The following is a 24,046-nucleotide window of genomic DNA, read 5'->3' on the forward strand; positions in this document are numbered from 1 at the left end:
GGGGACCGGAGGTGGTCGTCGTGTCGTGGCTGCTGGTCTTCTTCGGGGCGTCCGTGCTCATCGCGCTTACGCCAGGGGCGAACAACCTGCTCGGTCTCCACCACGGGATGACGCACGGTGTCCGCCGCGGCCTCGCCGGACTGCTCGGCCGGCTGACCGCGTTCACCCTGTTGATCACCGCCGTCGCGGCCGGGCTGGGGCAGCTGCTGGCCGCGTCCGAGACCGCCCTCACGATCATCAAGTGGGCCGGCGCGGCCTACCTGCTCTACCTCGGCGTGCGGATCCTGTGGTCCACCATCCGGCGCGCGGACGGCGAACCCGAAGCCGCCCGGACGACCACGGCACCGGCCACGGCGTGGCGCGTCGCGCGCAAGGAATTCGGCGTCGCGATCACCAACCCGAAGGCGATCCTCATCTTCACCGCGTTCGTCCCGCAGTTCATCGACGCAGGTCACGGACCATTTTCGGCGCAAATCGCGCTGCTGGGCGGCGTCTACCTCCTCGCCGAGTTCCTGGCCGGCTCGGTGTACGTCGGCGTCGGCGCCGCGGTGAAGTCGGTCGAGCTCACGCGGCGGGCCCGGCGCAACGTCGACCGCGGCACCGGCGTGGTCCTCGTCGGCCTCGCCGGCGTGCTCGCGACGTCGAGCGCTTGATCCCGTTCTTGTCCTCGTGTGTCAAGGATTACGGGCAAGACGGCGATGTGGATCAACCCGCCGGAGCAACCTTGGTACGGAAAACGCACACGCACTGCGGACACGCCCTGTGAAGCTGTTAGAGTCGGCGACACGCTTCGGGACGAGTGTGCCCCGAAGCGTTCCTGGCTTGCGTGCCAGTAGTGCTGTGTGTTCCTGCCGGCCGCCCGTGCCGGCCAAGCCGATCGTCGGTTGAGGACGGCCGACGACGCCGAGGAGGTCCCCCGCGTGTTCAGCGCCTTCCGCTCGGCTCTCGCGACGCCGGATCTACGCAAGAAGATCCTGTTCACGCTAGCCATCGTCGCGGTCTACCGAATCGGTGCGACCATTCCGGCACCCGGGATCTCCTACGGGGCGGTACAGGCCTGTAGTTCCCAGGCGCAGCAGGAAGGCGTCTACCAGCTGCTGAACCTGTTCAGCGGCGGTGCGCTGCTGCAGCTGTCGCTCTTCTCGACCGGCATCATGCCGTACATCACGGCGAGCATCATCATCCAGCTGCTGACCGTGGTCATCCCGCGGTTCGAGGAGCTGAAGAAGGAAGGCCAGGCCGGCCAGGGCAAGCTGACCCAGTACACCCGGTACCTGACGGTCGCGCTGGCGATCCTGCAGGCCACCGGCGTGGTCGCGCTCGCGGACCGCAAGCAGCTCTTCCCGGACTGCGACCAGCCGATCATCCCGGACAACAGCGTCTACTCGCTCGCCATCATCGTGATCACCATGACCGCGGGCACCGCCGTCATGATGTGGCTGGGCGAGCTGATCACCGAACGCGGTGTCGGCAACGGCATGTCCGTCCTGATCTTCCTGAACATCGCGGCGCGCATCCCGGTCGAGGGCGGCAACATCCTCAGCAACGGCGGTGGCGTCGCGCTGACGATGATCTGCGTCTTCGGCCTCGTGATCATCGCGAGCGTCATCTTCGTCGAGCAGGGGCAGCGCCGGATCCCGGTGCAGTACGCCAAGCGCATGATCGGCCGCCGGATGTACGGCGGCACGTCGACCTACCTGCCGATCAAGGTGAACCAGGCCGGCGTCATCCCGGTCATCTTCGCGTCGTCCCTGCTGTACCTGCCGGACCTGATCAGCCGCCTCGTCGGCGACCAGAACAGCAACTCCGGCTGGCAGGTCTTCATCAAGAACTACGTCGTGAACCAGTCCAGCTGGGTGCACATCGCGCTGTACTTCGCGCTGATCATCTTCTTCACGTACTTCTACATCACCATCACGTTCAACGTGGACGAGCGCGCGGACGAGATGAAGAAGTTCGGTGGCTTCATCCCGGGCATCCGCCCGGGCCGCCCCACCGCCGAGTACTTGAGCTTCGTGCTCGGCCGGATCACCCTTCCGGGTTCGCTGTACCTGGGCATCATCGCGATTCTTCCGAACTTCTTCCTGTCGGTGACCGGTAGCGGGAACAACCAGAACTTCCCGTTCGGTGGCACGGCTGTGCTGATCATGGTCGGTGTCGGGCTCGACACCGTGAAGCAGATCGAAAGCCAGCTGATGCAGCGCAACTACGAAGGGTTCTTGAAGTGACGCGGCTGGTTCTCGTCGGTCCGCCAGGCGCGGGCAAAGGTACGCAGGCGGAGGCTCTGTCGGAGCAGCTGCGCGTCCCGCACATCTCCACGGGTGAACTGTTCCGCGCGCACGTCGGCCAGGAGACCCCGCTGGGCCAGGAAGCCAAGCGCTACCTGGACTCGGGCGAGCTCGTGCCCGACTCGGTGACGAACGAAATGGTCCGGGAGCGGCTGGCGGAGCCGGACGCGAAGGCCGGCTTCCTGCTCGACGGCTTCCCCCGCAACACCAAGCAGGCCGAGGTCCTCGGCGAGATCCTCGGCGACGCCGACGTTTCGCTCGACGCCGTGATCCAGCTCGAGGTGCCGGAGGACGTCGTCGTCGGGCGCCTCATGTCCCGCGGCCGCGCGGACGACACCGAAGAGGTCATCCGCCGCCGCCAGCAGATCTACGTGTCGGACACCGCGCCGCTGCTCGAGTACTACGCCGGCATCCTGGTGACCGTCGACGGCGTCGGCAGCGTCGAGGAGATCTCCGGCCGCGTGCTGAAAGCGCTGCGCGACCGCACGTGAATCTCGGAGGGTTGCGTGTTCTGCAAGTGCTCCGGCGTGGGCGCATGATCGAGGTCAAGACCTCGGACGAGCTCCAGGCGATGCGGGCCGCGGGGCTCGTCGTCGCCCGCACGCTCGCGGCGGTCCACGCCGCAGCGAAACCGGGCGTCAGCACGGCCGAGCTCGACGAGCTGGCCGAGCAGACGATCCGGGACGCCGGCGCGGTGCCGTCCTTCAAGGGCTACCACGGCTTCCCGGCGTCGATCTGCGCGTCGGTGAACGAGCAGATCGTCCACGGCATCCCGGCGAAGACCCAGGTGCTGGCCGACGGCGACATCATCTCCGTCGACTGCGGGGCGATCCTCGACGGCTGGCACGGCGACTCCGCCGTCACGCTGGCGATCGGTGACGTCTCCGGCGCCGACCTGGCGCTGTCCGCGGCGACCGAAGCGGCGATGTGGGCCGGCATCGAGGCGGTCAGCGCCGGCGGCCGGCTCACCGACATCTCCTACGCCGTCCAGTCGGCCGCCGAACGCGCGGGCCGCGACGACGGCATCGACTACGGGATGATCGTCGAGTACGGCGGCCACGGCATCGGGCGCCAGATGCACATGGACCCGTTCCTGCCGAACATCGGCAAGCCGGGCAAGGGCCCGCGGCTGAAGCCCGGCATGGCGCTGGCGATCGAGCCGATGCTGACCGGCGGCGGCGGGGAGACCCGCGAGCTGGACGACGGCTGGACGGTCGTCACGGCCGACGGCTCCCGCGCCGCCCACTGGGAGCACACCGTCGCGATCACCGACGACGGCCCGTGGGTTCTGACGGCTCCTGAAGAAGCCTGACCTGCGCTTTCACCTGTCGTGGCGAGCATATTCTCGCCCACCTGCACCGTCATCTAGCACGGTCACCCCCGGTTTGGGGGTCGCGACACGAGATGCGTACACTATCAAGTCGGCGCACTTATCGCGCCCGGATCCTGCGCGTTCGTGAATTCACGGTCATGGGACTCGGGCACCAGTGTGCCGACGTTCCACCCAGACAGGCACTCGTGCTCATCTGATCACACAGTGTAGCGACAGGCAGTACTGCGACAGCAGAGTTGTCGACAAGGAAAAGCGGAGGACATGGCGAAGAAAGACGGGGCCATCGAGGTCGAAGGCCGCGTAGTCGAGCCGCTCCCCAACGCGATGTTCCGCGTCGAGTTGGAGAACGGTCACAAGGTCCTGGCACACATCAGCGGCAAGATGCGGCAGCACTACATCCGCATCCTGCCCGAGGACAGGGTTGTCGTGGAGCTCTCGCCCTACGACCTCTCTCGTGGTCGCATCGTCTACCGCTACAAGTGATCACGAAGAGCAGCTCAGCGGAGGTTTCGGGGGTCCGGGTGGCGGAGCCCCCGGCCCGGGGCGAAGCCCCGGCTGTTACAGAAGCAGGAGAGCAGAAGACGTGAAGGTTCAGCCGAGCGTCAAGAAGATCTGCGACAAGTGCAAGGTGATCCGCCGTCACGGCCGGATCATGGTGATCTGCGAGAACCTGCGGCACAAGCAGCGGCAGGGCTGATCACCCGCACTCGAGCAGAGCGGATTGACGGCTACACAACCTCCCCGCACCTGCCGGTCCACGCGAGTGGGCCGGTTCACCCCCGGGCTTCAGGCCGGGGCCGGGACACCCGAAGCGCAAGCCGAGGGCACGACAGGCGAGTCGGTCCCGGAACCGGACGGGGAGCAGACCTGAAGACGAATCCTATGAAGGAGCATCAACGCCAATGGCACGACTCGCTGGCGTAGACCTCCCCCGCGAAAAGCGGTTGGAGATCGCGCTTACCTACATCTACGGCATCGGCCGTACCCGCTCGAAGCAGCTGATCAAGGCTGCCGAGCTCAACGCGGACACCCGCGTGAAGGATCTCGGAGATGACGACCTCGCGAAGCTGCGTGTCTACATCGAAGAGAACTTCAAGGTCGAGGGTGACCTTCGCCGCGAGGTGAACGCCGACATCCGTCGGAAGATCGAGATCGGGTGTTACGAAGGCATTCGGTGGCGTCGCGGACTGCCCGTCCGCGGTCAGCGCACGAAGACCAACGCCCGTACCCGCAAGGGTCCGAAGAAGACGGTCGCCGGCAAGAAGAAGGCTGGCAAGAAGTGAGCGTCCAGGGCAAGAAGGTCGTGCAGATGGGCGGCGCCCAGCGTCGCGGCTCGGCCTGTGTCTCGCCCAAGGCGCTCTACGCCCGCCCGATGGCGCTCCGCAACCTGTACACCGACGCCGGATCGATCATCCGGCGCGGCCAGGCCGAAGCGGTCGCCGCTCACCAAGAGAACGCGCGCTAACAGGAGATCCCTCACAACATGCCACCGAAGTCTCGTACTGCGGCGGGGGCCAAGAAGGTCCGCCGCAAGGAAAAGAAGAATGTCGCGCACGGTCACGCGCACATCAAGAGCACCTTCAACAACACCATCGTCTCGATCACGGACCCGACCGGTGCCGTGATCGCGTGGGCGTCGAGTGGTCACGTGGGCTTCAAGGGCTCGCGTAAGTCCACTCCGTTCGCCGCGCAGATGGCCGCCGAGAGCGCTGCCCGCAAGGCCGCCGAGCACGGCATGAAGAAGGTCGACGTCTTCGTGAAGGGCCCGGGTTCGGGCCGCGAGACGGCGATCCGCTCGCTGCAGGCCGCCGGCCTCGAGGTCGGCACCATCCAGGACGTGACCCCGCAGCCTCACAACGGCTGCCGCCCGCCCAAGCGGCGCCGGGTCTGAGGAACGGGGAGGAGTAAGAAGAAATGGCTCGTTACACCGGCCCCGCGACGCGTATTTCGCGTCGCCTCAAGGTTGACCTCATCGGCGGCGACCAGGCTTTCGAGCGTCGCCCCTACCCGCCGGGCCAGCACGGCCGCGGGCGCATCAAGGAGTCCGAGTACCTCCTGCAGTCGCAGGAGAAGCAGAAGGCTCGCTACACCTACGGCGTTCTCGAGCGTCAGTTCGTCCGGTACTACAAGGAAGCCGTCCGGCGTCCTGGCAAGACCGGTGAGAACCTGCTGCAGATCCTCGAGTCCCGCCTGGACAACGTGATCTACCGCGCCGGCATCGCCCGCACCCGCCGTCAGGCGCGTCAGCTGGTGAGCCACGGCCACTTCCTGGTCAACGGCGTCAAGGTCAACGTCCCGTCCTACCAGGTCTCGAAGTGGGACATCATCGACGTGCGGCCGAAGTCGTTCACGATGCTGCCCCTGGTCGTGGCCAAGGAGTCCTACGGCGACCGCCCGATCCCGGCGTGGCTGCAGGTCGTCCAGTCCAACCTCCGCGTGCTGGTCCACCAGCTGCCGGAGCGCGCGCAGATCGACGTTCCGGTTCAGGAACAGCTGATCGTCGAGCTCTACTCGAAGTAGTCCGGCCCCGGTCGGACCGGGCGGCGGCGCAACAGGTGCGCCGCCGCCTCGCCACCCCTTTCGGCGTCATATGGCGGTCGCCGTTTGGAAAGGAATTGGAAGAATGCTGATTTCCCAGCGGCCGGCTCTCGGCGAAGAGACGGTCAACGAGACCCGCTCCCGGTTCACCATCGAACCGCTGGAGCCCGGCTTCGGCTACACGCTCGGCAACTCGCTGCGTCGTACGCTGCTGTCGTCCATCCCGGGCGCGGCCGTGACGAGCATCCGCATCGACGGCGTGCTGCACGAGTTCACCACCGTCCCGGGGGTGAAGGAAGACGTCACCGACATCATCCTGAACCTCAAGGAGCTCGTGGTGTCCTCGGAAGAGGACGAGCCGGTCACCATGTACCTGCGCAAGCAGGGCCCCGGTGAGGTCACGGCAGCCGACATCGTGCCGCCGGCCGGTGTCACCGTGCACAACCCGGATCTGCACATCGCGTCGCTGAACGGCAAGGGCAAGCTCGAGATCGAGCTCGTCGTCGAGCGCGGCCGCGGTTACGTTCCGGCCCTGCAGAACAAGCAGGCGGGCGCGGAGATCGGCCGGATCCCGGTCGACTCGATCTACTCGCCGGTGCTCAAGGTGACGTACAAGGTCGAGGCCACCCGTGTCGAGCAGCGCACCGACTTCGACAAGCTGATCCTGGACGTCGAGACCAAGCCGTCGATCACGCCGCGCGACGCGGTCGCGTCGGCCGGCAAGACGCTGGTGGAGCTGTTCGGTCTCGCCCGCGAGCTGAACGTCGACGCCGAGGGCATCGAGATCGGCCCGTCGCCGCAGGAAGCGGACACCATCGCCGCCTACGCGATGCCGATCGAGGATCTGGACCTCACCGTCCGGTCGTACAACTGCCTCAAGCGCGAGGGCATCCACACGGTGGGCGAGCTGGTCTCGCGCAGCGAGGCGGACCTGCTCGACATCCGCAACTTCGGCGCCAAGTCGATCGACGAGGTCAAGCTCAAGCTCGTCGGCCTCGGCCTCGCGCTGAAGGACAGCCCGCCCGGGTTCGACCCGACCGCGGCGGCCGCCAGCTACGACGGTGAAGGCTGGTCGGAGGGTGTCGGTGGCATCGCCGACGGGATTTCGGACGGCCACGACGATGGCCAGGACTACGCAGAGACCGAGCAGCTCTAGGCCTTCGCCCGGACGCTGTGAGCTGAACTAGTAGGAGAACCAATGCCCACCCCTACCAAGGGAGCCCGGCTCGGCGGGTCGTCCGCGCACGAGCGGCTGATCCTGGCCAACTTGGCCACGCAGCTGTTCGAGCACGGCAAGATCACGACGACCGAGGCGAAGGCGAAGCGGGTCCGTCCGCTGGCCGAGAAGCTGATCACGAAGGCGAAGCGGGGCGACCTGCACAACCGTCGTCAGGTTCAGCGCGTCGTCCGTGACAAGGACGTCGTCCACAAGCTGTTCGCCGAGATCGGTCCGCACTTCGCGGAGCGTCCGGGTGGCTACACCCGGATCACCAAGACGATGCCCCGCAAGGGTGACAACGCCAAGATGGCGGTCATCGAACTGGTGCCCGAGAAGACCGTGACCTCGGAAGCCGAGCGCGCTCGGAAGACGAAGTTCGCCAAGGACGAGAAGAAGACCGCCGCGGAGGCTGTGCCTGCTGTCACCGAGGAAGCCGCTACCGAGGCTCCCTACGGCGAGGGCAGCCACGCGCCGCTCGAGGACGGGACGCAGCCCGAGGGCTTCCCGATCAAGGGCAACGACGAGTCGAAGTACTACCACACCGAGGAAAGCCCGTACTACGAGCAGACCAACGCCGAGGTGTGGTTCGCCTCGACCGAGGCTGCCGAAGCCGCGGGCTTCTCGCTGCCGCCGTCGCAGCAGGACGACGAGTCCTGACGACGGAAGCCGTTCCGAACGAGCCCGCCACTCCCCCCGGGGAGGGCGGGCTCGTTCGTCTGCGCCTGGACGTCTCCTACGACGGCACGGACTTCTCGGGCTGGGCCCGTCAGCCCTCGCGTCGCACGGTCCAGGGCGTTCTGGAAGAGGCCTTGCAGCGGCAGCCGCCAGGGGCGTCGATCCCCAAGTCCGTGGTGGTCGCGGGCCGCACGGACGCCGGGGTACACGCGACGGGCCAGGTGGTGCACGTCGACGTCGTCCCGCTTTCGGAGCCTTCGGGCCGGATTCCGGTGTCGTCGGAGGGCATCCCGGACCTGAGCCGCATGGCCGGGCGCTGGAACCGCCTCCTGCCGGGCGACGTCCGGGTGCTCGGCGCCCGCGTGGCCCCGGAGGGTTTCGACGCGCGGTTCTCGGCGATCCGCCGCCACTACCGCTACCGCGTTTCCGACGCTCCGTGGGGCGCAGACCCATTGCGCCGCAGCGACACGCTGGCGTGGAACCGTCCACTGTCGACGGACGCGATGAACGAGGCAGCGTCAGCTCTGCTGGGACTGCAGGACTTCGCGGCGTACTGCAAGCAGCGCGACACGGGCACGACGATCCGTGAGCTGCAGCGCCTGGAGTGGCGGCGGGTGGACGAGCACCTGCTGGAGGTCGCGGTCTCGGCGGACGCGTTCTGCCACTCGATGGTCCGCAGCCTGGTCGGCGCCCTCCTCCTGGTGGGCGACGGCCGGCGAGGGCGTGACTGGCCCGCGGAGGTGCTGGCGAGCGGGGTCCGCGACAGCGCGGTGGCGCCGGCCCACGGACTGACCTTGACGGCGGTGGACTACCCGCCGGACGAGGAGCTGGCCGCCCGGGCGGAGCAGACCAGGAACGTCCGCACGGCACCGTCCTGACAAGATCATCGGATCGGGTGAAGGCGGCGAGCACGCCGTTCGGGATGTGGCATGTTCGAAGCATGTCGACAAGTCTTCGTCGCATCACCGCGGGAATCGCGGCCACCTTCGGCGCCGTTCTGGCCATCCCCGCCACCGCCACCGCGGTGCCGGCCGCCTTCCCCTGTGGGTACAGCTCACAGGGGATGGACGCGCACTACCGGCACTGCGCCAACACCTGCTGAAGAACTCCGCCGGCAACCTGATCTGCAGCGCGTCCCAGCCGGACGCCTGACCCGTGGCCAAAAGCCGTGAAGGCCACCTTCAGGAACTTAAAGTTCCTCAAGGTGGCCTTCACGGCTTTGGTCGGAGTGGCCTCAGTCGCCGCGGCGGACCGGGCCCAGGAGCTGCTGCTCCTTGCCCGTCGTCACCAGCCGCAGCGGCCGCCACAGGTTGCGGCCCAGGGCCACCACCTGGTCGTCCTTCAGCATCGTCAGCTGGCGCATCATCTGCGGCGGCAGGTTCCAGATGCGGCCCGCCAGCTCGGCCTGGCCGGCCGGGAGGCGCTGCATCAGCACCAAGTCCGCCGCGTTCGCCGTCACGCCCGCCTGGGGGTGCAGGTACGGCAGCACGTACACCGTCGTCTGCCAGGGCGACCGGGGCGGGAACAGGTCCTGCGGGGTCGGGCCGCCGTCGGTCACGACCAGCAGCGGCGCGTCCTCCGACGGCCGCGGCAGCTCGACCGGCGACAGCCGCCGGATCTGCACCAGCGGCGACGGACGGCCGTCGCGGCTGCCGGCCGCGCGGGACAGGACCTGCCACTCGGTCGGGCGCCCGGTCGCGACCACGACCCACGCGCCGACCGCCATCGCGCGCATCGCCACCTGGCGGGCCAGGTACAGCCCGCCCACCAGCACGATGCGGGTCGGCGTCGAGCGCAGCGCCGAGATCGTCAGCGGCTCGCCCTTCAGGCCCGAGCCAAGCACGATGCCGCCGCGGTCGCCCGAGGGGCTGACCGCGTCGAGCATGGCCGGGTCCACGGTGAACTCCGGTGCCATCCCGGTGTTCTGCCCGGCGTCACGGACGCGGGAGCTCATGCGGTACCTCCGATCGGCAGCGTCGCGGCGAACGCGGAGACCTGCAGCCCGCGCAGCGGCGTCAGGCTCACGTTCAGCCGCTCGGACAGCCCGTTCAGCCGCTGGTCGGCGGCGTCGAGCTCACGCGGGTTGCGCGCGCTCAGCCGGACCACGCCGCGCAGCCCGATCTTGCCCTCGTCGGACGCGGGGGAAATCGACATCGCGAGCGTCGCCGACAGCGCGCGGACGCTCGTCAGCGCGTCGAGGCTGCCGGTGATCTTGCCCTTCGGCCAGCCGGTGATCGCGTAGCTCGCGTGGCCGATGCCGGCCGCGGTCACGCCGGACCACCGCTCTTGCAGCGTGACCTTGCTCGGCGAGCCGGCGACGGACGTGAGCTCCGCGGCCGAAATGCTCGCGCGCAGCAGCTCGTCCGGGTCGAGCGGCCGGGTCGGCACGCCCTGCGACTCCAGCGCGTTGCGGACCCGCGAAAGCGCGCCGATCAGCGCGCGGTGGGCGCCGACGACGCCGCCGCCGCGCTCCCGGATCGCCGCCGGGCACCGCCTCGGGTCCAGCCGGATCGCGACCCACGTCGTCCGCCGCGCCGCCGCGGGCAGCGGCCCGAGCACCTCCATGTAGGAGCTCAGCGCGGGCGAATCCGCCGGCAGCGCCGCGCTGCCCGGGTAGCAGTGCCAGATCATCTGGATCGAGTCGAGGACCACGCCGCGGTCCTCGAGGCACGGCGCGAGCGCCGACAGGGGCAGGCTCGGCGCGCCACCCGCCTGGGTGATCAGCGCGGGCGCCGGCTCGACGAGCAGCACCGCCGTCCAGGTGCCGTCGTTCCAGGCGAGCCCGACCTGCTGGCGTTCGTGGTCGACGCCGTGCGCGACGACGAGGTCCGGCACGGCGATGCGGAGCAGGTTCACGCGGGCGTCGTCCGGGCCGGTGACCGTGGTCTCTTCGGCGGCGAGCTCCTCGACCGTGCTCGGCGGCAGTGGCTCCGCGACGCGGTCGTGCGAGCGGAAGGAGTAGCGCATCGTCAGCCCGATCCACTGGGTGAACCAGCGGCCGCGCCAGCGCAGCAGCGCGACGATGAGGGCGAAGCCGACGACGCCGATCGCGACGTACTTCATCGACATGTTGATGGCGAGCAGCACGAGCCCGACCGCGAGGCCGACCTCGAGCACGACGAGGTTCGCCACGGGGAGCGGGCCGAGGGTCACCCCCGAGGACCGGCGCCGCGCGGGGGGCGCCATCCGCACCGGACTGGGCGGGGGAGTGGCGGGGCCGCTGTCGTCGGGTCCCTGCGGACCGCCGGGACCGCCGGGTCCACCACCGCCGGGCCCACCAGGTCCACCGGGGCCACCAGGACCGCCGCCGCCGGGTCCGCCAGGCCCACCAGGACCGCCAGGTCCACCAGGACTGCCGCCGCCGGGGCCACCAGGCCCACCGGGGCCACCAGGACCGCCGCCGCCCGGGCCACCGGGTCCGCCGGGACGTCCGCCGGGGCCACCAGGGCCCGGACCGGGGCCGCCGGGACCGCGCGGGGGCATGCCGGGTCCGCCAGGGCCACCACCGGGTCCACCGGGAACACCGCCGGGACCGCCGGGCACAGCTCCCGGACCGCCGGGACCACCGGGTCTCCCCGGCCGCGGCGGCGGGCCCGGCGGGCGGCCGGGAGGCGGGGGCCCGGGCGGGCCAGGCGGACGTGGAGGAGTGGTGACGGACATCCGCGCTTTCTCTTCCCCTCGGTGCTTGCTGCGTACCCGGAAGCCGGGTCCCGGGGAGTCCGACCCTAGCCGGAGTTGGTAGAAACCCCACACCAGACGGTCCCCGTACGGCTATCCTGCGGAACCGTACCGCGACGGGGAGAGCTGTAGGTCGAGAATGCCATCAACACCCACGACTAAGTCTCAGGTTCAGGCGTACAAGTTCGTCCTGCGCCGGATGCAGTCGGCGCTGGTCCGGCGCGACGCCGTGATGCTGCACGACCCCATGCGCACCCACACGAGGGCCACGATCGTCGGGGTGGTGCTCGGCGCCCTCGGCATGATCGTGTTCGTCGTCTGGGGGCTGCTCAGCCCGGCCCCGTCGGTCCCGGAAGCCGGTGGGATCGTGATCGGCGAGCAGTCCGGCACGGTCTACGTGGTGATGGGGGGGAACCCGAAGATGCTCGTCCCGACGTTCAACCTCGCGTCGGCGCGGCTGCTTCTGCTGGCCCAGCAGAAGCAGCAGTCGAACTCGGGCGGCACCGCCGGCGCGCCCGCGGCCGCCGCGCCGGCCGCGGCGAGCACCCAGAGTGTGAAGAATCCCACGGTCGTTTCCGACGACCAGCTGAAGGACATTCCGCGCGGAAAACTGACCGGAATTCCGGACGGACCGCAGCTGATCCCGACCGATTCCCAGCGGATTTCGCCCAATTGGGCGGTGTGCGACCAGGTTCAGCTCGACCCGACGCTGCCGGTGCCCGACAGCGTCGACCAGACCAACACCTACGTCTTCGGCGGCGTCGCGCCGAGTGCCCTCGGCACCGAGCTGGGCGACAACGAGGCCCTGCTGGCGAAGGGGGACAACGGCAAGACCTACCTGATCTACCGCCTGCCGAGCACCCAGAACCGCCCGAACGCCAACACCGTCCGCGCCGAGATCGACGCCAGCGACACGCGCAACGCGGTTTCGACGGCCCTGCAGCTGAACCAGAAGCCGCGGAAGATCACGCAGGGATTGCTGAACGCGATCCCCGAGGTCCCGCCCCTGACCCCGCCGCAGGTTCCGGAGGGTGTGGCCCCGGGCGACTTCGACGGGCTGACCGCGGGCGACGTCTTCTCCACGCAGCCGACCGGTGCCGCGCCGCAGTACTGGGCGATCACCACGAACGGCATCCAGCAGGTGTCGAACGCGGTCGCCGACATCATGCGCGTCGCGAAGCACGGCAGCGCGAGCAAGCTCCGGACGCTCGGCCTCGACAAGCTGTCCGGCGTCAGCGTTCTCAAGCCCGGCGACCCGAGCTACATCCCGGTCGACGAGTTCCCGCGGTCGGTCCCGACGGTCCTCGACGCGACGAAGAACTCGGCGGTCGCCTGCCTCGGCTGGTCCGTCGTCGGCGACGGCGACAACCGCGACGCCCACACCTCGGTCTACATCGAAACCCAGCTGCCGGGCCAGAACAGCCGCGGTGCGAAGTTCGGCACGACCAAGGTCACCACGCCGGGCCCGAACCGCGTGCCCATCAACGGCTTCTACCTCCAGCCCGGCTTCGGCGCGGTGGTGCAGTCCGCCACCGGCAAGGCCAGCTTCGGCAAGGGCGCGATCCAGCTGATCTCCGACCGCGGCATCCGCTACAGCGTCCCGGACGCCGCGACCGCCGACGCGATCGGCCTGAACAACCGGCAGCCCGCGCCCGAGTCGATCATCGGCCTGCTGCCGACCGGGGCTTCGCTGAACACCCAGGACGTGCTCAAGCAGTTCGACTCGGTGCCGATCGACCCGAACGCCGGCTCGTTCCCGAGCCAGACTCCGCAGGCCGGCGGCTGAGGCGGAACCATCGGGCGGCGGCGCACGTCACACGCCCGAAGGATTCTTCCGGTGAGCGGAGAGGTGCCATGGCCGGCTTGAGGATGGACGGCGTGGTCGTCGCCGAGTACGCCCGGACGGCCGAGGAGGCCGCTGACGACCTGCACGCGGCGGCGGCTGTCGTGGGGGGCGAAGGGGTTTCCGGCGAGTCCTACGGCGCGCTGGGGGCGCAGATCGGGCTCGGTGAGTCGTACGGCCGCGCGGCCGGCGCGCTGCGGCGCCAGCTGGCCGACGGCGCCGAGGCGCTGAAGTCGGCGGCGGAAGCGCTACGGCACGTCACGGTCCGCCACAGCGGGCAGGACGCGGAGGCCGCGGAGCTGATCGAGCGCGCCGGGCGGGTCGAATGATGTTCGCCGAACCGGAAGCCACGGACTCCATCCCGCACCCACTGGCCAAGAAGGCCGCCCCGGCGCCCGCCGCGCCCGTGGTGGCGTCCGCCCCGGACGAGGAAGGCGACCAGATCGCCGCCACGGCCGAGCCGTACCTGGCCTACCTCACCGATGTCTCGCACCAGCTCGGGGTGATCGACCCCGTCGAGACGTACTTCCGTCCGCTGATCGGCCGCTGGGGCGAGCTCGGCGCCGAAGCCGGGCGGCTGCGCCAGGCCGCGAGCGCCGCGGCCGAGGTGTCCACGCGGCTCGACGACGGCCTCGGCCGTCTCGACGGTGGCTGGGAGGGCCGGGACGCCGACGCGTTCGTCGCGTACATGCGGGAGATCGGGGCCGCGGGCGGTGACCTCCAGGAGGCGCTCACCGTCCTCGCCGGCGCGCTCGACGAGCTGGTGACCACCCTCCGCCACGTCGTCGTCGACCTCGCGGAGGTGCTGGTCGACGCCGCGGACCTGGTCTCCGAGACGATGACGCTGCCGAGCGGCGGCGCCAAGCGGGCGCGGGTTCAGCTGCGGGAGACGCAAGATTCGGCGAAAGCGCTGTACGAGACGGCGCGGGACGTCCTCGAGGCGTTCGACCGGCTTTGCGACGGCGTCGACGACCCCGACGCGGCCACCCGGAGCATCGAGGTCGCGCACCGGTACCCGGAGGAGCGGTTCCGGCTGCGCGAAACGGAATCCGGCGCTCCTGCCGCCGCGGGCGAGACCACGGAGTCGCCTTCGGAGTCGGCTTCGGACGAGGTCACGACGCCGTCCTCGGCGAGCGGAGACCCGGCGGAGCCGAAGCACACCGGCGTGGGCACGCCGGACGCCGCTCAGCCCGCCGACGCGGCACCACAGCCGCAGCCGGCCGAGGACAGCTCGGCGAACCACGCGACGTCGTCGGGCATGCCGATGATGCCGATGATGGGCTTCGGCTCGTTCGGCGGAGGCGGCGGCCAAGGCCGGCGCCAGTCGAAGACACGCCCGACGACTTCACCGTCGGAGCTGTTGGGGGAGCCGGGTTTGGTGGCCCCGCCGGTGATCGGCGAGGAAGAGAAGCCGGCGCAGCAGAAGAAACCCCCGGCGCCGCCGGCGAAGTAACCCGCTTCCCCGGCTCGCGGCCGGGGAAGCGTCAGCGGCGGGAAGCGGCTTCTTCGGGCCGGTTGCGGCGGATCGTGCGCATCACGAACAGGGTGATCAGCAGCGCCACGAGCCCACCGCCGGTGCCGGCCAAGGCCACGATCATCGGGGTCGAGCTGTGGTCGTTCGCCGGCGGGAGCTGGGCCAGCTGCGGCGGCGGGATCGGCGCCTGGTTGCCCACCTCCGACGGCAGGCTCTGCGTCAGCGCCGCCACCGGGTCGACGACGCCGTACCCGACGAAGCTGTCCCGTCCGCCCGGTGCGGCCGGGTGCTGGGCCGTCTCCTTGATGCGGTTGATGATGCCCTTGGCGTCGAGGTTCGGGTACTTGGCCTTGACCAGGGCGGCCAGGCCGGCGACGTACGGCGCGGCGAAGCTCGTTCCCTGGATTTCGCTGGCCTTGTCGCCGCTTTCGAACGTCAGGTTCGCCAGGCCGTCCGAGCCCTCCGCCGGGTCGAGCGAAATGATCTTCGTCCCCGGCGCCGCGACGCCGACCCACGGGCCGTGCACGCTGAACGGCGCCACCCCGCCGGACTCGTCGATCGCCCCGACCGAGAGGACGTCGTCGGCGAACCACGGCGGCGTCACGATCGTCTTGGGCTTCTTCGTGTCCGGCTGGTCGTTCTGCGGGCAGGTGTCCGTCGCGTTGCCCGCGGCGGCGATGATCACGACACCTTGCGACGCGGCGAAGTGCACCGCGGCCTGGACTTGCTGCTCGCCTTCGGTGATGTTGCCGTCGGCGGTGCGGCAGTTGTCGACCGACATGTTGATGATGTCGGCCTCCTTCCGCTCACCGATGCCGCGGATGATCTCGGCCAGCGTCTTCAGCGTGCCCGCGGTGCCGGCCTTTTCCAGCTGCCGCCCGCCGTTCGACTGCCCGGGAGACGTCTGGTCGCCCTCGCCGCTGCCACCGCCACCGCCGCTGGTCGGGGGGAGCGAAGACCCCGAACCGGTGGGCGGGTTGGTGCTCGACGACGGGGTGCCCCCGGTGGTGTTGCTGGCCGGCGGCGTCGACGTCGAGGTGTCGGGCTCGTAGTTCTCGCTCAGCTGGCGGTAGGACACGATCGTCGCGTCCGGGGCGACGCCGGTGAAGCCCACCTCGGGGTTGTCCGGCTTGCCCGCGATGATCCCCGCGACCTCGGTGCCGTGGCCGTCGCAGTCCTCGAGTCCCGGCGGTTGCCCGCTCGTCGGTGTCGCGACGTATTCGCCACCGGACTTGACCCGGTCCTGGAACCACGGGTGGCGGGTCACACCGGTGTCGACGACCGCGACCCGGACGCCACCGCCGGCGCTGCCGCCCGTGGCCGCCTTGACGATCTCCTGCGCCTTCGAGATCTGCAGGTAGTCCTGGCCCCACGGGCGGTTCTTGAGCACGATGTTCTGGCCGAGGGTGCTGCGCTGGACGCAGCCCTTCGACTGCTTGTACTTCTTGTCCGGCTGGCCGGCGTCCGGGAGCAGCTTGCTCAGGTCCACCGGGGGCGGGGTCGCGAAGTAGCCGTCGGCGGGCGCCTGCTGCGCCCAGACCGGCACCGCGACGGCCACGGATGACAGGAAGCCGATCGTGCCGGTCAGCAACGCGGTCGTGGTCCGCCGGGTGACGCCGAAACGCCGTCCTACTGCCATCCGAGATTCACCCGATCCGGTCACTTGAAGTTCAGGTGCCGCAGGGTGGTGTACAGGTCCATCACGCCCAGGGCGAGCGGCAGCACGGAGGCGATGCAGAGCGCTTCGATGATCTCCACCGTGCGCCGCAGCGGCGGCGAGAAGCGCTGGTTCGGGAAGATCACGCCGACCACGAGCGCGCCCGCGGCCAGCAGGATCAGGATGCCGAAGACGTAGAGCAGGCGGTTCTGCGCGCTCGCCGAGACGAGCCAGCCGACCGCGATCCCGGTCGCCGCGACGAGGCCCGTCGTGAGCAGGGCGACCGCTTGGCTGCCGTTCGCGTACGCGCGAGCGCGCAGGAGCAGCACGAGCGTGGCGACGACGCCCAGGATGATCCCGAACGTGCCGGGGGCGCTCGCGGCGATGATCGCGGACACCGCGACCGTGACGCCGCAGCCGACCATCAGGCCGGTCATGTAGTTGTGCGCGACCGCCGTGCGGCGTTCGATCGCCCGGTAGTCCGGGAAGCCGGAGTCTTCCTTGAGCTCCTCCGCGCTGCCCGGGACGTGCGGCAGCGGCAGCTTCGCGAGCCAGATCGTGGCGCGCGGCAGGATCGAGATGCAGGCGAGGGCGACCGCGACCGTGCCGGCCGCGATGCCGGCCGCCGGGTGCGCGACGAGCGTGCCGAACAGGAACGCCAGCCCGCCGAAGGTGCCCGCGGTGGCCGCGGCGATGAACGTCGTGATGCCCGCGCCGATGACCATGATGCAGACGGACGCGACGATGATCACGAGGACCGCGCCGAGCAGCAGGTTCGCCCGTATCGACAGCCCGGGCACGATGTAGAAGCCGCTGACGAACGCCAGGGGCAGGCCGCCGGCGGCGGCGATGAGCACCCCGGTCGCCTCGGCGTGGTAGGCCTTGGCGAGCGTCGCGCCGACCGCGACGCACGCGATCGCGCCGATGCCGCCGGCGATGGCGGCGCCGAGCGCGTTGCCGCCGTAGAGCGAGCCGCTCATGAACAGCGCGATCGCGGCGGTGATCAGCGCCAGCCCACCCGCGACGTGCCCGAAGCGGTTCGCCGTCTCCTTGGTCCAGGGGCGGAAGCTGTCGGGGGAGGACTCCGCGATGGCGTCGACGACGTCGTCGTACAGCGGCGGCGGCGGGTTCTCGTTGCGCTTGCGCAGCTGGAGCAGTTCGCCGTCGATGACGCCGAGCGAAGCCAGGGTGCGGCTCGGGTCGAGCGGGGCGTCCCCGAGCTTGGCCAGCGCCCAGCCGCCGTGGCGGGCCCCGCCGTCCGGCGACGACTCCTTGGCCATGTCCAGGAGCATGGGCAGCAGATCGGCCACCGCGACGTCGGCGGGCAGCGCCACGTCGATCCGCGTCGAGGGCGCGACGACCGTCACCCTGCTGAAAACTGTCGTGCCCGTGGCCACTGCACTGCCCCCGCTCGGTCGAGACTGCTCCCGGGGGAACTTATACCGAACCCCGGTGCCCACATCATCGAACGTCCGAAATTCACCGTCATCCGCAGGTCGGGTTCCGGGGCGGGTTCCGGGACGGGCGGGTTCCGCCCGGGCCGCCGGAAGCCCGGCCACGTGATGAACGACCCGTTCACCTCGTCCGGCGACATGAACGAGTCGTTCATGTCGTGCGGCCCGCGTCGCCACTGCGAGACGACATCACCTTGTCCGAGGTCAGGGCCCGGTCCCAGCCGGTTTCGAGCGCCCGACCGGCGACATGAACGACCCGTTCACCTCGTCCGGCGACATGAACGAGTCGTTCACAACGTCCGGCCCGCCGTCCCCACCGCGATCCGGCCGCCGGCAGAGCGAGGCACTGGACCCGGAACCTGGCGTTACTGTCGGTGGTGGGCCCTACACTCGCCAGGCGAGGGTGGGGCAGCGCTCACGAGCGGTTCCGGCATCCGCCGGAATTCCTCAGCGGCGTTCGATAGGTTGTTCGCGCACCAAGCGGTGGCCGCCATCGTCGAGTTTGAATGAGGGGTCCTTCGATGAGCACGCTGCAGTTCAAGAAGTCGCCGCGGCTGGCGGCACCGCGCCCGCCGGGCGGTGAGGTGCACCTCGAGCCGCCGCCCGAGGTGCCCCGCGTCATCCCCGGCAACATCGTCATGAAGGCGCTTCCGGTCGTCATGATCGTCGCGTCGCTCGGGATGATGGTCTTCATGTTCCAGGCCAGCAACCGGAACCCGATGATGATGGCCATGGGCGGCATGATGGTCGTCGGCACGCTCGGGATGATGGCCGGCGGTGGCGGCAAGGGCGGCGGCGCCAAGCGCGCCGAGATGGACGAAGACCGCAAGGACTACCTCCGCTACCTGGGCCAGATGCGCGACCGGGCCCGCGAGGCGATGGTCGACCAGCGCGCGGCGCTCGAGTGGGTGCACCCCGACCCCCAGTCCCTGTGGTCGCTGGCCGCCAGCCGCCGCATGTGGGAGCGCCGGCAGAACGACCAGGACTTCCTGCACCTGCGCGTCGGGCGCAGCTCGCACCGCCTCGCGACGCGGCTGGTCCCGCCGCAGACCGGGCCGGTCGACGAGCTGGAGCCGATCGCCACCCTCGCGCTGCGCCGGTTCGTGCGCGCGCACTCGATCGTCCCGGACCTGCCGACCCAGATCACCCTGCGCGGGTTCGCCGCGGTGAGCATGCAGGGCGACCGGGCGCTGACCCGCGGCCTGACCCGCGCGATGCTCGCGCAGATGGTCACCTTCCACAGCCCCGACGACGTGCTGATCGCGGTCGCCACCGCGGGCCGGGCGAAGGAGGAGTGGGAGTGGGCGAAGTGGCTCCCGCACGCCCAGCACCCGACCCTGGCCGACGGCATCGGCCAGCTCCGCATGATGGCCGGTTCGCTGGCCCAGATCGAAAACTGGCTCGACGAAGAACTGCGTGACCGCCAGCGGTTCTCCCGCAACGCCACACCGGCGCCGGACCAGCCGCACGTCGTGATCATCATCGACGACGCCGAGGTCACCCGCGAAGAGCAGATCGTCCTCGAAGAGGGCCTGGTCGGCGTCACGCTGGTCGACCTGTCGGACTCCCTCGGCAACCTCGCCGCCCGCCGCGGCCTGCGGCTGGTCGTGGAGGCCGACAGGCTGGGCGCGCGCAGTGCCGGCGGCGTCGAGTGGTTCGGCCGGCCGGACACGCTGAGCCTGGTCGAGACCGAGTCGCTGGCCCGCCTGATCTCGCCGTACCGCGTCGGTGGCGCGGCGGGGCAGGACGTCGGCGACGAAGAGCCGCTGCTGTCCAACCCGTCGCTGCTGGAGCTGCTCGGCATCCCGGGCGACCCGATGACCTTCGACGTGCAGCAGGCGTGGCGGCCCCGCCCGATCCGCGACCGCTACCGCGTCCCGTTCGGCGTCGGCGAGTACGGCCAGCCGGTCGAGCTGGACATCAAGGAAGCGGCGGCGGAAGGCATGGGCCCGCACGGCCTGTGCATCGGCGCGACCGGTTCCGGCAAGTCGGAGTTCCTGCGCACGCTGGTGCTGGGCATGCTCGCCACACACTCGTCGAGCACGCTCAACTTCGTCCTCGTCGACTTCAAGGGTGGCGCGACCTTCCTCGGTCTCGACAAGGCCCCGCACGTCTCCGCGGTCATCACCAACCTCGCGGACGAGGTCACGCTGGTCGACCGGATGAGGGACGCGTTGGCGGGGGAGATGAACCGCCGTCAGGAAGCGCTGAAGAACGGCGGTAACTTCAAGAACGTCTGGGAGTACGAGAAAGCGCGCGAGAACGGCGCCGACCTCGACCCGTTGCCGGCGTTGTTCATCGTGTGTGACGAGTTTTCGGAGTTGCTGGCGGCGAAGCCGGACTTCATCGACCTGTTCGTCGCGATCGGCCGGCTGGGCCGGTCGCTGCAGATGCACATGCTGCTCGCCTCCCAGCGCCTCGAAGAGGGCAAGCTGCGCGGTCTCGACTCGCACCTGTCGTACCGGATCGGCCTGAAGACGTTCTCGGCCGCGGAATCCCGCGCCGCGATCGGCGTGCCGGACGCGTTCGAGCTGCCGTCGGTCCCCGGTGGCGGGTACCTCAAGTTCGACACCGCCACGCTGGTGCGGTTCAAGGCGTCCTACGTCTCGGGCCCGTACCGGCCGGCCGGCATCCAGGCGGCGGGCCCGGCGGCGACCGTGGTCCGCGCGGACAAGCGGCCGCAGCTGTTCGTCCCGGACTTCGTCGAGCTGCCGAAGGAGCCGGAACCGGAGCTGACCGAGGCGCCCAAGGAAGCGGTGCGACAGCAGCCCGAAGAGGCGGTCGAGCCCAGCGAGCTCGACGTCATCGTCTCGCGGCTGATCGGGCAGGGCCCGCCGGCGCACGAGGTGTGGCTGCCGCCGCTGAAGGACCCGAACTCCCTCGACACGTTGCTGCCGAACCTGAACCCGACCGACGACCGCGGCCTGTCCCCGGTCGGCTTCTTCGGCAACGGCCGGCTGCAGGTGCCGCTGGGCATCGTCGACCGGCCGTACGAGCAGCGGCGTGACCCGCTGTGGGCGGACTTCTCCGGCGCGTCCGGGCACGGTGTGATCGTCGGCGGCCCGCAGTCGGGGAAGTCGACGATGCTGCGGACGCTGATCATGTCGATGGCGCTGACCCACACCCCGGAGGAGGCGCAGTTCTACTGCCTGGACCTCGGTGGTGGCACCCTGGCCGGGCTGGCGGACCTGCCGCACGTCGGTGGCGTCGCGGTGGCGCGGCGCGAGCCGGACAAGGCCCGGCGGATCGTGGCCGAGCTGACCACCCTGCTCACCGAGCGGGAAGGCCGGTTCGGGGCGATGGGCATCGACTCGATGACCGAGTTCCGCAACCGCAAGCGCCGCGGCGAGATCCGGCCGGACCAGGACCCGTTCGGCGACGCGTTCCTCGTCGTCGACGGCTGGCGGGCCCTGCGCGACGACTTCGAAGAGCTCGAGACCACGATCACCCGGATCGCGACCCAGGGCCTGTCCTACGGCGTGCACGTCATCGTCGCCGCCAACCGGTGGGCGGACATCCGCCCGGCGATCAAGGACATGATCGGTACCCGGTTCGAGCTGCGCCTCGGTGACCCGACCGAGTCGGACATCGACCGCCGGGTCGCGGTGAACATCCCGTCCGGCCGGCCGGGGCGCGGGTTGACGCGGGAGAAGCTGCACCTGCTGGGCGGGTTGCCGCGGATCGACGGGTCGAGCGACCCGGAGACGATCGCGGCGGGTGTGGCCGACGCCGTGGCGAAGATCAAGGGTGCCTGGCGGGGCCGGGTGGCGCCGCAGGTCCGCCTGCTGCCGGAGTTGATCACCTACGACGAGGTGCTGAAGCTCGACCAGGCCCGCGAGTCCAAGCTGATCCCGATCGGGGTCAACGAAGAGGACCTGCAGCCGATCTACCTCGACTTCAACGCCGAGCCGCACTTCTACGCGTTCGCGGACGGCGAGTCGGGGAAGACGAACCTGCTGCGGCAGATCGCCCGCGGTATCTCGGACCGGTTCACCTCGAAGGAAGCGCTCATCCTGCTGGTCGACTACCGGCGCACGATGCTCGGTTTCGTCCAGGGCGACTCGCTGCTCGGCTACGCGGTGTCGGCCGCCCAGCTGGAGAGCATGGTCAACGACGTCTTCAACTCGATGACGCGGCGCCTGCCGGGCCCGGACGTCACGCAGGAGCAGCTGAAGACGCGCTCGTGGTGGAAGGGGCCGGAGCTGTTCATCCTGGTCGACGACTACGACCTGGTGGCCACGTCGTCCACCAACCCGCTGCGGAAGATCTCGGACTTCCTGGCCCAGGCCAAGGACGTCGGCCTGCACCTGGTGGTCGTCCGCCGCACCGGTGGTGCCAGCAAGGCGATGTACGACCCGATCATCGGCAAGCTCAAGGAGATCGCGGCGCCGGGCATGGTCATGAACGGCTCGCGGGACGAGGGCGCGCTGATCGGCAACATCAAGGCCAGCGCGATGCCGCCGGGCCGGGGCAACATGCTGACCCGCAAGGCCGGCAAGCAGCTCGTCCAGGTGTCGTGGATCCAGCCCGACTGAACTGTGTCGTTCGTTCCCGATCCGACCCTCGGGAACAGGCGGCGGGGCGCCCGGCGGCGAAGGGTAGGTTCCTTCCCGAGGGCGCGCCCCGTCGGCCGGGCGTGGGGGAACGCGACAAAATCTGCGGGAGCTGCTGGTGACGGTCCGGGTTGCGGTGGACTTCGGGACGTCGAGCACCTGCGTCGTCGCCTCGGTGAACGGGCGCGATCCGCAGGTCGTGGTGATCGACGGCCAGCCGCTGATGTCCTCGGCGGTGTTCGCGGCGGCGGACGGCACGCTGTTCGTCGGCCAGGAGGCCGAGCGGCAGGCGGCCGTCGACCCGTCGCGGTACGAGCCGAACCCGAAGCGCCGGATCGACGAAGGCGAGCTGCTGCTCGGCGACAGCGTCCTGCGCGTCACCGACGTCGTGCACGCCGTGCTGGGCCGCGCGGTCGCCGAGGCGCGCCGCCTCGCCGGCGAAGCCGAGGTCGACCTGCTGGTGCTGACCCACCCGGCGGACTGGGGTGCCATCCGCACCCGGCTGCTGCGGCAGGCGGCCGGTGGGCTGGCGCGCGAGGTCGCGCTGGTGCCCGAGCCGGTCGCGGCGGCGGTCTACCACGCGGCGACGTTCGCGCCGCAGGACGTGACGAACGATCGCACCGTCGAGTTCAGCGGCCGCCCCGGCGACGCGCTCGCGGTGCTGGACCTCGGCGGCGGCACGGTCGACGTGAGCGTGGTGCGGCGGCTGCCGCCGGACACCGCGCGCGATCGCGCCGGCCGCCCGCAGCGCGGCGGCTTCCAGGTGCTGGCCACCCGGGGCGACCCGGCCTTCGGCGGCGCGGACATCGACCAGGCGCTGCTGGAGCACGTCGGCGCGCTCGTGGCCGGGGCCGACCAGGACGCGTGGCGCCAGCTCGTCGAAGGGCGCGAGCTGGTCGACCGGCGCCGCCGCCGCGTGCTGCGGCAGGACGTGCGGGGGGCCAAGGAAACGCTGTCGCGGCACGCCTACACCGACGTGCCGATGCCACCGCCGTTCGCGGACGCGCACGTGACCCGCGAAGACCTCGAACGGCTGATCACGGCGCCGCTGGGGCGCGCGGTGGAGCTGACGGTCGCGGCGATCGGCGACGCCGGCCTGCGGCCGAAGCAGCTCACGGCGATCTTCCTGGTCGGCGGATCGAGCCGGATCCCGATGATCTCGCGGCTGGTGCACGAGCGCACCGGCGTCGTGCCGACGAGCCTCGACCAGCCCGAGACGGTGGTCGCGCGCGGCGCGCTGCGGGCGGTGCTGGTGGACCCGGACCGCACGGGCGCGCTGCCCGGCGAGGCGATGGCCCGGCTCGGCGCGGTGCCGGGCGGCGGCCTCAACCCGG

The 24,046-nt window shown here is 70.3% G+C and carries 23 protein-coding genes and 1 pseudogene; 19 read left to right on the forward strand and 5 right to left on the reverse strand.

Going from position 1 to position 24,046, the window contains the following annotated elements; all coding sequences use genetic code 11:
* Positions 1-20: 20 nt before the first annotated feature.
* The 14 genes and pseudogenes from AB0N03_RS15295 to AB0N03_RS15360 all read left to right on the forward strand — a co-directional run bounded on the left by AB0N03_RS15295 (position 21) and on the right by AB0N03_RS15360 (position 9,155).
* Positions 21-653, forward strand: a complete 633-nt coding sequence (locus tag AB0N03_RS15295; RefSeq protein WP_364370952.1) for a LysE family translocator — start codon at positions 21-23, stop codon at positions 651-653.
* A 267-nt stretch (positions 654-920) separates the two neighbouring features.
* Positions 921-2,228 carry a preprotein translocase subunit SecY gene (gene secY / locus AB0N03_RS15300; RefSeq protein WP_364371008.1) on the forward strand — a complete coding sequence of 436 codons (1,308 nt, stop codon included), beginning with the start codon at positions 921-923 and terminating at the stop codon, positions 2,226-2,228.
* Positions 2,225-2,779 (forward strand): adenylate kinase, encoded by a 555-nt coding sequence (locus AB0N03_RS15305; protein ID WP_364370955.1) that lies wholly within the window; start codon positions 2,225-2,227, stop codon positions 2,777-2,779. Before secY ends, AB0N03_RS15305 begins: the two co-directional genes overlap by 4 nt.
* Positions 2,780-2,823: 44 nt before the next feature.
* Positions 2,824-3,600 (forward strand): type I methionyl aminopeptidase, encoded by a 777-nt coding sequence (gene map, locus AB0N03_RS15310; protein ID WP_364370957.1) that lies wholly within the window; start codon positions 2,824-2,826, stop codon positions 3,598-3,600.
* A 282-nt stretch (positions 3,601-3,882) separates the two neighbouring features.
* Positions 3,883-4,104 (forward strand): translation initiation factor IF-1, encoded by a 222-nt coding sequence (gene infA, locus AB0N03_RS15315; RefSeq protein WP_004558881.1) that lies wholly within the window; start codon positions 3,883-3,885, stop codon positions 4,102-4,104.
* Positions 4,105-4,204: 100 nt separating this feature from the next.
* Positions 4,205-4,318: a 50S ribosomal protein L36 gene (gene rpmJ / locus AB0N03_RS15320; protein ID WP_004558882.1), complete on the forward strand. Its 114-nt coding sequence runs from the start codon at positions 4,205-4,207 to the stop codon at positions 4,316-4,318.
* Between the two features lie 205 nt (positions 4,319-4,523).
* On the forward strand, positions 4,524-4,904 hold the full coding sequence (rpsM, locus tag AB0N03_RS15325; RefSeq protein ID WP_020643220.1) for a 30S ribosomal protein S13: 381 nt from the start codon (positions 4,524-4,526) through the stop codon (positions 4,902-4,904).
* Positions 4,901-5,086 (forward strand): hypothetical protein, encoded by a 186-nt coding sequence (locus AB0N03_RS15330; protein WP_020643221.1) that lies wholly within the window; start codon positions 4,901-4,903, stop codon positions 5,084-5,086. The genes rpsM and AB0N03_RS15330 overlap by 4 nt, the downstream gene beginning before the upstream one ends.
* 18 nt (positions 5,087-5,104) lie before the next feature.
* Complete coding sequence (gene rpsK / locus AB0N03_RS15335; protein ID WP_020643222.1) at positions 5,105-5,512, forward strand: 30S ribosomal protein S11; 408 nt, start codon at positions 5,105-5,107, stop codon at positions 5,510-5,512.
* A 23-nt stretch (positions 5,513-5,535) separates the two neighbouring features.
* Positions 5,536-6,141 carry a 30S ribosomal protein S4 gene (gene rpsD, locus AB0N03_RS15340; RefSeq protein WP_284745404.1) on the forward strand — a complete coding sequence of 202 codons (606 nt, stop codon included), beginning with the start codon at positions 5,536-5,538 and terminating at the stop codon, positions 6,139-6,141.
* 103 nt (positions 6,142-6,244) lie between these two features.
* Positions 6,245-7,315, forward strand: a complete 1,071-nt coding sequence (locus AB0N03_RS15345; protein ID WP_004558887.1) for a DNA-directed RNA polymerase subunit alpha — start codon at positions 6,245-6,247, stop codon at positions 7,313-7,315.
* Between the two features lie 42 nt (positions 7,316-7,357).
* Positions 7,358-7,861: pseudogene (gene rplQ / locus AB0N03_RS15350) on the forward strand (50S ribosomal protein L17); the annotation flags it as partial.
* Between the two features lie 239 nt (positions 7,862-8,100).
* A complete protein-coding gene (gene truA, locus AB0N03_RS15355; protein ID WP_364371011.1) occupies positions 8,101-8,931 on the forward strand; it encodes a tRNA pseudouridine(38-40) synthase TruA in 831 nt (276 codons plus the stop codon).
* Between the two features lie 62 nt (positions 8,932-8,993).
* Positions 8,994-9,155: a hypothetical protein gene (locus AB0N03_RS15360; protein WP_364370962.1), complete on the forward strand. Its 162-nt coding sequence runs from the start codon at positions 8,994-8,996 to the stop codon at positions 9,153-9,155.
* Between the two features lie 132 nt (positions 9,156-9,287).
* On the opposite strand, the gene AB0N03_RS15365 is transcribed toward AB0N03_RS15360, so the two are convergent.
* Genes AB0N03_RS15365 through AB0N03_RS15375 form a run of 3 tightly spaced genes read right to left on the reverse strand, consistent with a single transcriptional unit; the run spans position 9,288 to position 11,619 of the window.
* Positions 9,288-10,007 (reverse strand): hypothetical protein, encoded by a 720-nt coding sequence (locus tag AB0N03_RS15365; RefSeq protein WP_364370965.1) that lies wholly within the window; start codon positions 10,005-10,007, stop codon positions 9,288-9,290.
* Entirely contained in the window at positions 10,004-11,239 is a 1,236-nt protein-coding gene (eccE, locus tag AB0N03_RS15370) for a type VII secretion protein EccE (RefSeq protein WP_364370967.1), read from the reverse strand. The genes AB0N03_RS15365 and eccE overlap by 4 nt, the downstream gene beginning before the upstream one ends.
* Positions 11,203-11,619 (reverse strand): hypothetical protein, encoded by a 417-nt coding sequence (locus AB0N03_RS15375; protein ID WP_364370970.1) that lies wholly within the window; start codon positions 11,617-11,619, stop codon positions 11,203-11,205. Before AB0N03_RS15375 ends, eccE begins: the two co-directional genes overlap by 37 nt.
* A gap of 251 nt (positions 11,620-11,870) precedes the next feature.
* Here AB0N03_RS15375 and eccB point away from each other — a divergent pair, with 251 nt between their 5' ends.
* The 3 genes from eccB (at position 11,871) to AB0N03_RS15390 (ending at position 15,027) form a co-directional block, all read left to right on the forward strand.
* Positions 11,871-13,517 (forward strand): type VII secretion protein EccB, encoded by a 1,647-nt coding sequence (gene eccB / locus AB0N03_RS15380; RefSeq protein WP_364370973.1) that lies wholly within the window; start codon positions 11,871-11,873, stop codon positions 13,515-13,517.
* A 68-nt stretch (positions 13,518-13,585) separates the two neighbouring features.
* Entirely contained in the window at positions 13,586-13,903 is a 318-nt protein-coding gene (locus AB0N03_RS15385) for a hypothetical protein (RefSeq protein WP_364370976.1), read from the forward strand.
* Positions 13,903-15,027: a WXG100 family type VII secretion target gene (locus tag AB0N03_RS15390; RefSeq protein WP_364370979.1), complete on the forward strand. Its 1,125-nt coding sequence runs from the start codon at positions 13,903-13,905 to the stop codon at positions 15,025-15,027. Before AB0N03_RS15385 ends, AB0N03_RS15390 begins: the two co-directional genes overlap by 1 nt.
* A 31-nt stretch (positions 15,028-15,058) precedes the next feature.
* Here the strand turns inward: AB0N03_RS15390 and AB0N03_RS15395 are convergent, their stop codons facing one another.
* Both AB0N03_RS15395 and eccD read right to left on the reverse strand, forming a co-directional pair.
* On the reverse strand, positions 15,059-16,687 hold the full coding sequence (locus AB0N03_RS15395) for a S8 family serine peptidase (protein ID WP_364370982.1): 1,629 nt from the start codon (positions 16,685-16,687) through the stop codon (positions 15,059-15,061).
* 20 nt (positions 16,688-16,707) lie between these two features.
* Entirely contained in the window at positions 16,708-18,072 is a 1,365-nt protein-coding gene (gene eccD / locus AB0N03_RS15400; protein ID WP_364370985.1) for a type VII secretion integral membrane protein EccD, read from the reverse strand.
* Between the two features lie 608 nt (positions 18,073-18,680).
* Between eccD and eccCa the strand changes: the two genes are divergently transcribed.
* Both eccCa and AB0N03_RS15410 read left to right on the forward strand, forming a co-directional pair.
* Positions 18,681-22,694, forward strand: coding sequence for a type VII secretion protein EccCa (gene eccCa, locus AB0N03_RS15405; RefSeq protein WP_364370988.1), 4,014 nt, complete (start codon positions 18,681-18,683; stop codon positions 22,692-22,694).
* A gap of 136 nt (positions 22,695-22,830) precedes the next feature.
* The coding region (locus tag AB0N03_RS15410) for an Hsp70 family protein (RefSeq protein ID WP_364370990.1) at positions 22,831-24,046 on the forward strand (1,216 nt) is incomplete at its 3' end.

Origin of the sequence: Amycolatopsis sp. NPDC051061, from assembly GCF_040682935.1 — a bacterium.
Classification (GTDB): Bacteria; Actinomycetota; Actinomycetes; order Mycobacteriales; family Pseudonocardiaceae; genus Amycolatopsis.

Bases quoted from the DNA above. Each gene is read 5' to 3' on its own strand.
- map (WP_364370957.1), top strand. From the start codon at position 2,824: ATGATCGAGGTCAAGACCTCGGACGAGCTCCAGGCGATGCGGGCCGCG.
- infA (WP_004558881.1), top strand. From the start codon at position 3,883: ATGGCGAAGAAAGACGGGGCCATCGAGGTCGAAGGCCGCGTAGTCGAG.
- rpsM (WP_020643220.1), top strand. From the start codon at position 4,524: ATGGCACGACTCGCTGGCGTAGACCTCCCCCGCGAAAAGCGGTTGGAG.
- rpsK (WP_020643222.1), top strand. From the start codon at position 5,105: ATGCCACCGAAGTCTCGTACTGCGGCGGGGGCCAAGAAGGTCCGCCGC.
- rpsD (WP_284745404.1), top strand. From the start codon at position 5,536: ATGGCTCGTTACACCGGCCCCGCGACGCGTATTTCGCGTCGCCTCAAG.
- AB0N03_RS15345 (WP_004558887.1), top strand. From the start codon at position 6,245: ATGCTGATTTCCCAGCGGCCGGCTCTCGGCGAAGAGACGGTCAACGAG.
- AB0N03_RS15360 (WP_364370962.1), top strand. From the start codon at position 8,994: ATGTCGACAAGTCTTCGTCGCATCACCGCGGGAATCGCGGCCACCTTC.
- AB0N03_RS15365 (WP_364370965.1), bottom strand. From the start codon at position 10,007: ATGAGCTCCCGCGTCCGTGACGCCGGGCAGAACACCGGGATGGCACCG.
- eccE (WP_364370967.1), bottom strand. From the start codon at position 11,239: ATGGCGCCCCCCGCGCGGCGCCGGTCCTCGGGGGTGACCCTCGGCCCG.
- eccB (WP_364370973.1), top strand. From the start codon at position 11,871: ATGCCATCAACACCCACGACTAAGTCTCAGGTTCAGGCGTACAAGTTC.
- AB0N03_RS15385 (WP_364370976.1), top strand. From the start codon at position 13,586: ATGGCCGGCTTGAGGATGGACGGCGTGGTCGTCGCCGAGTACGCCCGG.
- AB0N03_RS15390 (WP_364370979.1), top strand. From the start codon at position 13,903: ATGTTCGCCGAACCGGAAGCCACGGACTCCATCCCGCACCCACTGGCC.
- AB0N03_RS15395 (WP_364370982.1), bottom strand. From the start codon at position 16,687: ATGGCAGTAGGACGGCGTTTCGGCGTCACCCGGCGGACCACGACCGCG.
- eccCa (WP_364370988.1), top strand. From the start codon at position 18,681: ATGAGCACGCTGCAGTTCAAGAAGTCGCCGCGGCTGGCGGCACCGCGC.